The organism is Synechococcus sp. H55.9, assembly GCF_047462355.1.
Lineage (GTDB): Bacteria > Cyanobacteriota > Cyanobacteriia > Thermostichales > Thermostichaceae > Thermostichus.
Genome location: NZ_JANSJB010000002.1, coordinates 47,038 through 58,517 on the forward strand (window position 1 = coordinate 47,038; position 11,480 = coordinate 58,517).

At 57.7% G+C, this 11,480-nt stretch carries 13 protein-coding genes; 6 read left to right on the forward strand and 7 right to left on the reverse strand.

Going from position 1 to position 11,480, the window contains the following annotated elements:
* The 5 genes from NW857_RS00635 to NW857_RS00655 all read right to left on the reverse strand — a co-directional run.
* The coding region (locus tag NW857_RS00635) for a CNNM domain-containing protein (RefSeq protein WP_414367704.1) at positions 1-512 on the reverse strand (512 nt) is incomplete at its 3' end.
* Positions 505-681 (reverse strand): hypothetical protein, encoded by a 177-nt coding sequence (locus NW857_RS00640; RefSeq protein ID WP_414332629.1) that lies wholly within the window; start codon positions 679-681, stop codon positions 505-507. The genes NW857_RS00635 and NW857_RS00640, both read right to left, overlap by 8 nt.
* A 174-nt stretch (positions 682-855) precedes the next feature.
* A complete protein-coding gene (locus tag NW857_RS00645) occupies positions 856-2,484 on the reverse strand; it encodes a bifunctional pantoate--beta-alanine ligase/(d)CMP kinase (RefSeq protein WP_414332695.1) in 1,629 nt (542 codons plus the stop codon).
* 48 nt (positions 2,485-2,532) lie between these two features.
* Complete coding sequence (petG, locus tag NW857_RS00650; RefSeq protein WP_414332627.1) at positions 2,533-2,646, reverse strand: cytochrome b6-f complex subunit V; 114 nt, start codon at positions 2,644-2,646, stop codon at positions 2,533-2,535.
* A 217-nt stretch (positions 2,647-2,863) separates the two neighbouring features.
* A complete protein-coding gene (locus NW857_RS00655) occupies positions 2,864-4,141 on the reverse strand; it encodes a SufS family cysteine desulfurase (RefSeq protein WP_414332625.1) in 1,278 nt (425 codons plus the stop codon).
* A gap of 179 nt (positions 4,142-4,320) precedes the next feature.
* On the opposite strand from NW857_RS00655, the gene NW857_RS00660 reads away from it, so the two are divergent.
* Together NW857_RS00660 and psb35 are read left to right on the forward strand one after the other, a co-directional pair.
* Complete coding sequence (locus tag NW857_RS00660; protein WP_414332623.1) at positions 4,321-4,539, forward strand: chlorophyll a/b-binding protein; 219 nt, start codon at positions 4,321-4,323, stop codon at positions 4,537-4,539.
* Between the two features lie 122 nt (positions 4,540-4,661).
* Entirely contained in the window at positions 4,662-4,970 is a 309-nt protein-coding gene (psb35, locus tag NW857_RS00665) for a photosystem II assembly protein Psb35 (RefSeq protein WP_414332621.1), read from the forward strand.
* A gap of 81 nt (positions 4,971-5,051) precedes the next feature.
* Here the strand turns inward: psb35 and NW857_RS00670 are convergent, their stop codons facing one another.
* On the reverse strand, positions 5,052-5,726 hold the full coding sequence (locus tag NW857_RS00670) for a response regulator transcription factor (RefSeq protein ID WP_414332619.1): 675 nt from the start codon (positions 5,724-5,726) through the stop codon (positions 5,052-5,054).
* 193 nt (positions 5,727-5,919) lie between these two features.
* Here NW857_RS00670 and NW857_RS00675 point away from each other — a divergent pair, with 193 nt between their 5' ends.
* Complete coding sequence (locus NW857_RS00675) at positions 5,920-6,666, forward strand: rhomboid family intramembrane serine protease (RefSeq protein ID WP_414332617.1); 747 nt, start codon at positions 5,920-5,922, stop codon at positions 6,664-6,666.
* A gap of 61 nt (positions 6,667-6,727) precedes the next feature.
* Complete coding sequence (locus NW857_RS00680) at positions 6,728-7,336, forward strand: Uma2 family endonuclease (RefSeq protein WP_414332615.1); 609 nt, start codon at positions 6,728-6,730, stop codon at positions 7,334-7,336.
* A 20-nt stretch (positions 7,337-7,356) separates the two neighbouring features.
* On the opposite strand, the gene NW857_RS00685 is transcribed toward NW857_RS00680, so the two are convergent.
* Positions 7,357-8,970 carry an NAD(P)H-quinone oxidoreductase subunit 4 gene (locus NW857_RS00685; protein ID WP_414332693.1) on the reverse strand — a complete coding sequence of 538 codons (1,614 nt, stop codon included), beginning with the start codon at positions 8,968-8,970 and terminating at the stop codon, positions 7,357-7,359.
* Positions 8,971-9,199: 229 nt separating this feature from the next.
* Here NW857_RS00685 and NW857_RS00690 point away from each other — a divergent pair, with 229 nt between their 5' ends.
* Entirely contained in the window at positions 9,200-10,078 is an 879-nt protein-coding gene (locus NW857_RS00690) for an isoaspartyl peptidase/L-asparaginase (RefSeq protein WP_414332613.1), read from the forward strand.
* A gap of 122 nt (positions 10,079-10,200) precedes the next feature.
* Positions 10,201-11,235 carry an adenosine deaminase gene (locus NW857_RS00695; protein ID WP_414332611.1) on the forward strand — a complete coding sequence of 345 codons (1,035 nt, stop codon included), beginning with the start codon at positions 10,201-10,203 and terminating at the stop codon, positions 11,233-11,235.
* Positions 11,236-11,480 lie beyond the last annotated feature (245 nt).

Consider the following 11,480-nt stretch of genomic DNA (forward strand, 5'->3'; position numbering starts at 1 on the left):
TCGATCAACAGCTCCAAATCCTTGAGGGAAGCGGTGGCCGTCAGCGGCGAGAGCTCCAACAGGTTGAACAGCCGGCTGACAATCCATTCAAAGGCGTCGGTAAAAGGGCGCAGCAGCACCGAGAGGATATGGACAGGCCGCACCACCCAGCGGAACACCCCCAGGGGATGACTCACCGCCAGGGACTTTGGGGCTACTTCTCCAAACAGGAGCACCAGGATCGTGGTGGGCACAGTGGCGGCCAAAGCTCCAAACTGGGATCCCAGCAGCTCGATGGAGAGGGCTGTGGCCAGGGCAGCAATGCCGATGTTGACAAAGTTGTTCACCAACAACAGGGTGGTGATCAGCCGTGAGCGCTGTTGTTGGGCCAGTCGATACAAGCCTTGCGGATCCCCTTGTTCCTCGATCAGGGATTCCAGGCGCAAGTTATCCATGGCCGTGATGGCCGTTTCGGCCCCAGAGCAAGCTCCCGAAAGGAGAAGCAAAAAGGCTAAGAGGAAGACATTAACCATAGCGCTCCGTCCGCAACAGCGGAACGGGATCCAGATCCATGTTGCCCAGAGCAGAAAATGGGTAGCTTCGGCCAATGCAAAGAAAAGCGGGTCGGCACATTTTCATCACCAACGGGATCCCATCCGGCACCTCGACACCTGAGCGGTTTTGCCAAAGTTCAGCACTCAACCCAAGGCTCAGAATCCCTAAACACCCACCAACTCCATCTTTTGCGATGAGAGTCTTCATTGAGCAACGAGAGAGCACTCAAGCTGTTCAAACCGACTAGCTTGCTGAAGATCTTGGAAGATCTTGTGAAAAGCTTAACTTATCCTGTGTTGATCCCTAACCGGTTGCTCAAAGCTATTGATCAAAACGGGCTTGGCCGGATCGATCCAAAAGTTGTCGGTACAACATCACAATTTTGTCTTGCACCTCGGATTGGCTCAGGTGATCTGTGTCGATCAGGATGGCGTCGGGGGCAGGCCGCAAGGGAGAGATAAGCCGTTCGCTGTCGCGGCGATCCCGCTGCTCGATTTGGGCTTTCAATTCTTCGAGGGGCACCATTTGCCCTTGGGCTTGGAGTTGCTGTTGCCGGCGTTGGGCTCGTTCGCCCACCGAGGCGGTCAAAAAGACTTTCAGCTCAGCATCGGGAAAGACATAGGTGCCGATATCTCGCCCCTCCAAGACGGCCCCCCCATCCCGGCCAATGCTGCGTTGCCGCTTCACCAGCTCCTGCCGCACCCCCGGCACTGCCGCCACCTGAGAGACCCAGCGGGTCACTTCTGGGGAGCGGATGGCCTGGGTGATTTCTTCGCCATCGGCCCAGATGCGGGTCGGCTCTGCCGAAGAAGTGCCACTTTGCAGGGTGAGCTGGGTTTGGGCGGCCAGTTGGGTCAATTGCTCGGCGTCGTCCAACGGGATCCCCCGCTGCAGCGCCAGCCAGGTGATAGCCCGATACATGGCCCCTGTGTCCAAGTACAAAAGCTGCAGTTGGGCGGCCACTGCCCGCGCCACGGTGGATTTTCCGGCTCCTGCCGGGCCGTCGATGGCAATCAGCGGGCGACGTGGGGTAGAAGCCACCTCCGAGGAAGGCGGTGCCGCGTTTTGCGCTTTCTCGGCCCAGGGATCCCCTTGTGCCGGAGAGAGGAGCAGATTGTCGATCAGGCGAGTTTGCCCCACATAGGCGGCGATGGCCAGCAATCCCTTGTCTTTCACCTCGGCCAGCGGCTGGAGGGTTTGCGGATCCACCAGTTCCAAGTATTGCACCCGCAGTTCAGGGGTGTGCTCCAGCTCGGCACGGGCGGCAGCCAGGATCCCTTCTGCCGAGGGATCCCCCGCCTGCCAATGGTTATACCCCCGACACAAGGCCCGGTACAGGCTGGTGGCCACCTGTCTCTCTTCAGGAGAAAGGTAGCGGTTGCGGGAGCTGCAGGCGAGGCCATCGGCTTCTCGCACGGTGGGGCAGGGGACAATGGTGGTGGGGATCTGCAGATCTTGGACCAGCCGTTGGATGATCGCCAGTTGCTGGGCGTCTTTCTGGCCAAAGTAGGCCCGCTGCGGCTGCACCAAGTTCAGCAGTTGCAGCACGATGGTGGCTACGCCGCGAAAATGCCCCGGTCGGTGGGGGGCACAGAGGGTTTGCAAAAGGGACTCGGGAGGCATGACCCAGGTGCGGTCGCTGCCGGCTGCCGGGCTGGCGCCCATCTCCTGCGGGTCGGGGGCAAACACCACATCCACGCCCGCCGCTTCACACAGGGCCCGATCCCCCTCCTCGTCGCGGGGGTAGCGATCCCAGTCTTCGTTGGGCCCAAATTGCAGCGGGTTGACGAAAATGCTGACCACCGTGCGGTCGCACTCTTGGCGGCAGCGGCGGATCAGGCTGAGATGGCCCTCGTGCAGGGATCCCATCGTGGGCACCAAGCCGATGGTGGATCCCCGCCAGCCAGTTACCTGCTCCCGCAAAGCAGCAACGGTGCGCAGCCAGTGCATCGCCATGCCACCTCACTTCTTCTCCGCCTAACCTACCCAGGGCAACTTTCAAAGACCGATCTTGTTGCCCCGTTGATACTGCCTGTAGGCGGCCACAAACAAGCCCGCCAAGGTGACCAACACCATCCCCAAAACGATCCCCAACAAAATCGGCTCGATCACAACCCCGACCTCCTAGTTCAAACCTAGATCATGTTGACATACTCCCTGTCTTTTAGGGCAGGGATCTTTGACGCTTCACCGACCGACGCCGGCAAACCAGTCCTACAGGGTCTCCACATCGGTTTTGGAGTCAGGCCTTCCATCCCGACTTGGTTGATGTTACTTGAGATATCGATTGGCGCCAGTCGGGACGAAGTCCTCTGCCTGTGACGGATCCCTAGCCCAAAGCAACGCTGAAGAACTCCACCGCTTCTGCCAACACTTCCAAGAAGCGATCTACCTCCGCCAACGTGTTGTACAGGTAAACGCTGGCCCGGGCGGTGGATTGGACTCCCAAATAGCGATGCAGGGGCTGAGTGCAATGGTGCCCCGCTCGAATGGCGATGCCCTGCTCATCCAGCAAGGTAGACAAGTCATGCGGATGGACGGCCTCTACCGAAAAGCTGACCAGCCCTGCCCGTCGCGTCGGATCCTTGGGGCCGTAAACCGTGATACCCGCTATGTTTTGGATCCCGTCCAACAAATGGGCGATCAACCGTTGTTCATGGGCGTGAACCCGCTCCAAGCCGATCTGGCTCAAGTAATCCACGGCTGCCCCCAACCCCACCGCCTGGGCAATCGCCGGCGTGCCGGCCTCAAATTTGTGGGGGATATCCGCATAGGTGGCGTGATCCCAGTACACATCGGCGATCATCTCTCCCCCACCCAAAAAGGGTGGCATCCCTCGCAACAGCTCCCGCCTGCCGTAGAGGATGCCAATCCCCGTTGGGCCACACATCTTATGCCCTGAAAAGGCCAACCAATCGCAATTCAACGCCTGCACATCCACAGGCATGTGAGGCACACTCTGACAAGCATCCAGCAAAACCTTGGCCCCGTAGCGATGGGCCAGCTCCGTGATCTCCTGGACGGGGTTGATGGATCCCAGCATATTGGAAACCTGGGTTACCGCCACCAGGCGGGTGCGGTCGCTGAGCAAAGACCGGTAGTGCTCCAGATCCAACTCTCCTGCTGGCGTGATCTGGATGAACTGGAGGCAGGCTCCCGTCTTCTGGGCCACGAGCTGCCACGGGATCAGGTTGCTGTGGTGCTCCATCACCGAAAGGACGATCTCATCCCCTCGTTCCAAATTGCTCAAACCCCAACTGTAGGCCACCAGATTGATGGCTTCGCTGGCATTGCGGGTGTAAACGATCTCCTGTGGCGAAGCGGCGTTGATAAAACGAGCGATCTTTTCCCGCGCCCCCTCATAGGCATCGGTGGCTTCGTTGCTCAGCGTATGAACCCCACGATGCACGTTGGCGTTGGAGCACCGATAGTACCGATCCATCGCCTGCAAAACTGCCAGTGGCTTTTGAGAAGTGGCAGCGTTGTCAAAGTAGATCAGGGGGTGGCCGTTGACCTGGCGCTGCAAAATCGGAAAGTCCGACCGCACCTGGGCAGCTAGGTCGAAAGAATGGTCCAGCCTAAGAGAAGAAGGGGTGGATACCGCCATAGTCTGCGCAAAAAGCCCGTTTCCCTCAGTATGACATCGCTCTGGGCCAGCCCTCGGAAAACCCATCTGGGATCCCTTCAGTCCTACCCACTCTGCCGTCAGGGCTTGGAAGCCAAAACTTGTCACAAACTGTAATCTTATGTTAAGTTTGTTTACGTACAGTAATAAAGGTATTCACAATGCAATCGTCTCCTAGGATTCCTTCGCGCCTGGATTCCGCATCCGTTGCCCAGTACTATGACACCAGCAACGACTGGATCCCCGGCTGGACGGAGCAAGCGGAGCGTTGGAATGGACGCTTGGCCATGTTGGGCTTCGTGATCAGCATGGTTACAGAAGCGGCGCTGGGCCACAGTGTTTTTGCCAGCACTCTCGCTCAGTGGCTGGGTCTGCAATAATCTGCAATAATCCGGTAGAGCCCCATCGGGCATCTCACAGACTTTACCCCTTAGCCTTGAGATGCTGCGGCTCTACCTTGGCTTGAGCTTTTTTACCCTTCGACTCCTATCTTGACAGGCTGATGATGCTTGAGAATCCCTTTTTCCCCTACATTGCCGTAATGGTGGCTGGGCTGGTAGCTGCTGTTGCGATGGGCTCGATGGCTTTCTTCAACTCCAAGCGCCCTGCCGGCTGGGAAGGCGCCGGTCGCCCGCGGTATGTGCCGCAGTATGGTCAAGACGGCGACACCCCGCCGGAGTGGGAAATTGGCTGGACTGAGAAGGCCGAGCGATGGAACGGACGGCTGGCCATGCTGGGGTTTGCCCTGAGTGTTGTGGTAGAGGCCATTGTGGGCCACAGCGTCTTCGCCTCTGTGTTGGGGATCCGCTGAGCCCGGTGGAAAACTGTCTCGGATAAAAGTTCCTACAGAGCAACAGCTATCCTCTGGCCTCTACCATTTAGTTACCTTTATTTACCATTGAATAATCTTCTTCTGAACGGCTGTCATACACATGGCAACGCGGGCGTTGATCTCATCCTCAGATCCGAAAATATCCAGCTTTTCTTTGAGCCGTTGGATGCAGTTTTGTACGGTCTTCTTGCTGGTGTGAATGCGATCGGCAATGGCCTGATCGGTGAGGGCCTCTTTGCAGAGTAAGTTCAAGACCTCAATTTCCCGTTCTGTCAGCTTCGTGAGACCACGCAACTCCCGCGGCATGCGCAATTCTCCATTCAGGGCGCTTTTGGCTCCCTCCAAAAACACAGTCCGCCGTTCCATTTTGTTAACCGCGGCAAACCCGCCCTGGTGTTTGCTGATCAAGCCCACCAATGGAGTCAGCAGTAGCGGCTCACTAGAATAGGCCATCACGTTCAGGGTGGGGTAGTTCTCAAAGATGTGGCGCAGGAACTCTAGGCCAGGCTCGGCAGACTGTTCGCCGCTGGTTTGACCGTAGAGCAAGTCCGCCACGACCAAATCCGGCTGTTCCCGCTGCAGGCGCAGGATGGCGTCCATGGGATTGCTGACCGTGATGCACTGAGCATCGGCTGCAATCCGCTGCAGCCACTCGCAGTTGTTTTGGGCCACCTCGGGATGATCTTCGACGATCAAAAACTTGAGGGGGGTAGTTGGGCTTTCAACCTCGGACATCAGTCCACTCCTCTAAGTTCACCATCGGCCGTATGGGAACAGCCGGAACATTTCTACAGACAGGGGATCCCAACTGTAAGCATGGCTCCCAGCAGACCACTCCAGTGTAGCCTCAAGTGGGGTTTTAGAGGTGAGTCTGAGGGGTAGGAAGAGACAGGTTAAGCTAGAGGGTGATGTCAACTGGATCTCAACTGTGGTACCTCTGCAAGACCGCAACCCAACCACCCGCACGGCCTACGTCACCTATGCCCTGGTGCTCATCAACATCTTGGTTTTTGTGTATGAGCTTACCTTATCGCCGCGAGAGTTGGTGGCTTTTTTCCGAGAGTGGGCAGTGGTACCGGTAGAGTTGACGGCGAGTTTTCGAGGGGAGGTCACTTCTTCGCTGCGCCCCGAATGGATGACCCTATTCACCTCGCAATTTTTGCATGGGGGCTTTCTCCATATTGGTGGGAACATGCTCTTTTTGTGGGTTTTCGGCAACAATGTTGAGGATCGCTTGGGGCATGTGCGCTACCTCATTTTTTACCTGACTTGTGGAGCTTTGGCCGCCCTAACCCAGTGGTTTTTCGATATGGAATCCACCATTCCTTCGCTGGGGGCAAGTGGGGCCATTGCCGGGGTGTTGGGAGCCTATATCTTGCGTTTTCCACAAGCTGAGATCTTGACCCTGGTGCCTCTGGGCATTTTCATTACAACCATCTATGTTCCCGCCTGGGTGTTCCTGGGTTTTTGGTTTGTGCAACAGGCGTTTTACGGCATCGCCAGCCTGCAGACGCCCATCAACATCGGCATGCAGGGGGGAGGGATTGCCTACTGGGCCCACGCGGGCGGCTTTGTGTTTGGGGCCATCTTGGGGCCGTTGATGGGGTTATTTTCTGGCAAAAGCCCTTATGACCGCCAAATGACTTGGCAACAACGGGACAGGGATCTGTTTTGATCGGCTTTGATACTTTACTGAGCCTATTGTTAATCAAATAGCAGCGTGATAGGAGCAAGCTATGGTCAGTCTATCTGCCAAGCCTCTAACTCTGGAAGACTTTCTACAACAGCCGGAAACTCAGCCTGCCAGCGAGTTTATTGAAGGAGAAATTATCCAGAAGCCTATGCCACAGGGAAAGCATAGCCGTCTCCAACTAAAACTGGGCAGCTTCATTAACGAGATGTTGGAGCCTTCTCAACTGGGAATGGCATTTCCAGAGCTGCGCTGCACTTTTGCCGGATATGCGATTGTGCCCGATATTTCTGTGATCGCCTGGGAGCGGATCCCTGTGGATGAAGATGGCACCATTCAAAATTTCATCCCCTTTTGCCCAGATTGGATCATCGAGATTCTCTCTCCCGATCAAGATCAAATGAAGCTGGTCAAAAAGATCTTGATTGGCTTGGCCCACGGCTGCCAGATGGGGTGGATCGTGGCCCCCGAAGAAAGGGTCGTTTTCGCCTATCCTGCCGGACAGCAGCCAACAGTGCATGAGGATCCGCAAGAGGTTATCCCCGTTCCCGCTTTTGCTCAAGGGATCCAACTGACGATCGGGACATTGTTTGGCTGGATGCGAGTTCAAGGCGGCGAGAGCCGCAAGCCCATTGGAGAAAAAAGCCAAGGCTAGCTACACCGGCTTCCCTCTCCTCAATTTGGCTCAGTGTTGTAAAGGGCAGGGGCTTGGGCAACCGTCGCTCCGAGGGAGGAGAGTTCCTGGCGCAGCAAGGCCACCAGGGCATTGGTGGACTGGTCGTAGAGGCTAGTGACCAGCTTGGGATAAAACCCGATGCCGATGATGGGGATCAGCAGGCAGGCGATGATGAACACCTCGCGCGGCTCGGCATCCACCAATTCTTCATGTTCGGTCAGCTCTTTGTTTTCCGGGCCAAAGAAGATCTGCCGCAACATCGACAGCAGGTAGATAGGAGTCAGGATCACCCCAACCGCCGCCAGAAAGACCACCACCAGCCGGAAGGGGAGAGAGTAGGCATCGGTGGTGGCCATGCCGATGAACACCATCAGCTCGGCCACAAAGCCGCTCATCCCCGGCAGAGCCAGAGAGGCCAGCGAGCAAGTGGTGAACATCGAGAAAATCTTGGGCATCTTCAGGCCGACGCCGCCCATTTCCTCCAGCTCCAGCGTGTGGGTGCGGTCGTAGGTGGCCCCCACCAAGAAGAACAGGCTGGCCCCGATCAGCCCGTGGGAGATCATCTGCAACATGGCGCCGCTCATGCCGATTTCGGTCAGGGATCCGATGCCGATGAGGACAAAGCCCATGTGGCTGATGGAGGAGTAGGCGATCTTCCGCTTCAGGTTGCGCTGGGCAAAGGAGGTGAGGGCAGCAAAGATGATGTTCACCACCCCCAGCACGATCAGCACCGGCGCAAAGTAGAGGTGGGCATCCGGCAGCATGCCCACATTCATGCGCATCAGGGCATAGCCCCCCATCTTGAGCAGGATCCCGGCCAGCAACATGTGAACCGGCGCCGTGGCTTCGCCGTGGGCATCGGGCAGCCAGGTGTGCAGGGGGAAGACGGGCAGCTTCACCCCATAAGCAATCAGGAAAGCCCCATACATCAGCAACTGGAAACTCAGCGGATAGGCCTTGTGGGCCAGATCCGTCATGTCAAAGCTGATGGGATCCCCGTAGAAGGCCATAGCCAAGCCCGCCACCAGGATAAACAGCGAGCTGAGGGCGGTGTAGAGGATGAACTTGGTGGCCGCATAGAGGCGGTTGTATCCCCCCCAAATGGAGAGGAGCAAATAGACCGGGATCAGCTCCAGCTCCCACATCAGGAAAAACAGCAGCATATCCTGCACGGCAAACACCCCGATCTGGCCGCCGTACATGGCCAACATGAGAAAGTAAAACAGGCGCGGCTTGAGGGTGACCGGCCAGGCGGCCAAGATGGCAAGCGTGGTAATAAAAGCCGTGAGCAGAATGAGCGGCATGGAGAGGCCATCGGCCCCCACCGACCAGCTTAGCCCCACCTGCGGCACCCAGGTGTAGCGCTCCAGCAGTTGCAAGCCCGTCTGGGCGGGATCGTAGCCGACATAAAAGCCGGCCAGCAGAATCAGCAGATCGGTGACTGCGATGAACAAAGCAAACCAGCGGATCCGCTCGGCCAACTTTTGCGCGTAGGCGCGGGTACTGGGATCCCCAGCCGGCGCCGGGATCAACGGGATAAAGAGAGCGGCCAACACAGGGTACACAATGACCGTGGTCAGCCAGGGGAACTCGTTCAAGCTGGGCAGCGCCATCGATAGAACCTCGTTCATGCCATACGATCCAAGAGAACCACTGCCGGCCACAACCCGACAGCCCTCTTCCAGGATTGCCGTTGAGTATCTATGCTTAGCAAATCCACAGAATTATCTTAAGACTCTTCCTCCCTTTCCGCCGGCGTTCCTGGAAAGTGGTATCTGTGAAGGGTGAACCCAAAAAGCAAAGACCATCCCCCAGTAGCCTCACAAGGTATCCGAACCCATCATGCCTCAGCCCAAACTCATTATCCACGGCGGAGCCGGCAGTGCCCTAGAAGGAGAAGACAGCCTGGAAAAGGTGAGGAGATCCCTGCGGCAGGTGGTGGAAAGTACCTATGCGCTGCTGTTGGCAGGGCAAGCGGCAGAGGCGGCTGTCTTACATGCCTGCCAACTGCTGGAAGATGATCCCCTCTACAACGCCGGCACAGGATCGGTCTTGCAGTCGGATGGGCAGATCCGCATGAGCGCCGCCCTCATGAACGGGGCCACCCAGTCTTTTAGTGGGGTGATCAACGTCAGCCGGGTTCAGCATCCCATCCTCCTGGCCCAGGCTTTGCAATCCAGCCCGGATCGGGTGGTGGCCGAACAGGGGGCAGCAGAGCTGGCGCGGGAACTGAAGTTGCCGGTCTATGACCCGACCACTCTCAAGCGGCTGCAGGAGTGGGTGCAGTTGCGCCAGACCCATCCCCCGTCAAGGGTGCTCACCGCCCTGGCCATGGGCACGGTTGGAGCGGTGGCGCTGGATCAACAGGGGCGCATTTGTGTTGGCACCTCCACCGGCGGGCGGGGGTTTGAGCGGGTGGGGCGGGTGAGCGATTCGGCCACGCCCGCAGGAACCTACGCCAGTGCGGCAGCGGGAGTCAGTTGCACCGGTGTTGGGGAAGATATTTTGGATGAGAGCTTGGCGGCACGGATTGTCATTCGAGTGGAAGATGGCCTCAGCCTAAAAGCGGCCATGGCCAAGTCTTTTCAAGAGGCCCGCCAACGCCGCCGCTCCTTGGGGGCCATTGCTCTGTCGCGCTTGGGCGAGATTGCCTGGGATACCACCACCGACCTGCTGTTGGCTGCTTATCACGATGGGCAGGGGATCGGCTTGACGATCTAAACTTCCAACCGAGCTTGCGCAATTCCGCCTGGACAAGCTCGAGGCAGTTGGATAAGAGTAAAGATAGTACTTAAACAAACCAAGTCTGCTCCTGCGCGGGCAGCGATGGGGAGCCCCGACCTATGGCACTTCATGCGGAGTTGCACCGCCACCTGGGCGGTTCTGTCGTCCCTCGGATTCTGTGGCGCTACTTGCATCGCCAGGGATCCCCTCTGGCGGAGCGCTTTCCCACCTATGCCGAGTTTGAAGAGTTCTACACCCGCCCGCGCAACACCCTTGAAGATTACTTGGAGCTGCACACGCTGGTGGAACAGGTGCAAACCCTGGAAAGCTTACCCTATTTCATCTACCGTCTGCTGCGGGGAGCCTATGTATTTGAGGATCTGGCCTACCTAGAAATTCGTTACACCCCCTACCTGCGCACGGATCCCAGCCTAGACGAGGCAGATCGCCTCAAGCAAATGCGCCAGGTAATCGAGACGGTGGGACAGGCCAGCCAGCAGCGGGAATACCCCATTGTTACCACTCAGATTGTGTGTTTGCACTCCCGCCTCCCCAGCCACATCAACCGGGCTATGGTTGAAGCTGCTGCCGAGTCGGAATATGTGAGTGCCATCGACCTGGCTGGGGGAGACAAGCCTTACGGCGAACGCATGGACGAGTGGATCGAGCTATTCAAGTATGCCTTGGCCCGCGGCCTCAAGACCACTGCCCACCTCTACGAGACGTTGGATGGCTGCTACCCAGAGCTGCTGCCCTATGTCTCGCGGATTGGCCACGGCATTCAAATTCCCCTTCACTATCCAGAGTTGCTGCCGGAGCTGGCGCGGCGAGGACAATGCCTGGAAGTTTGTCCCACCACCTATCTAAAAACGGGCACCTTGTCCAGTTTGGATCCCCTCAAGATTGTGTTTGATCGCTGCTTTGAGGCAGGGGTAGATATCGCCATCTGCACCGACAACGCCGGCTTGCACAATGTGCGCCTGCCGTTTGAGTACGAGAACCTGCTCACCCACGACATTATCGATTTCGAGCAGCTCAAACACTGTCAGGAAGCAGCTTTTCGCCACGCTTTTGCCTGGCCTTATAAGGGGCGCCCGGCCTCTCTGTTGTCGGAGTTACAGCAGGGGGTATCTGCTTCTTTGGTAGCCCTCTGATCGCGTCAGCGGGACGGAGTCCTTGTCCTTTATTCCGACTTCTCAAAAACGAGGGTAGAGATCCGCACCAAAGCCATGGAAATCTTGGGCTCCCACAAAACATATCCTCAGTTCCTTGAGCCAATCCCTAACTCCCCTCTCCCAAAGGGAGAGGGGCCGGGGGTGAGGGCTGGGAGTGTTGGGTGCCGCCAAAGGCGAACGCGCCGGCGGCGTGGAGCGCTTGGGGCTGTCTCAATCTAGTCTGA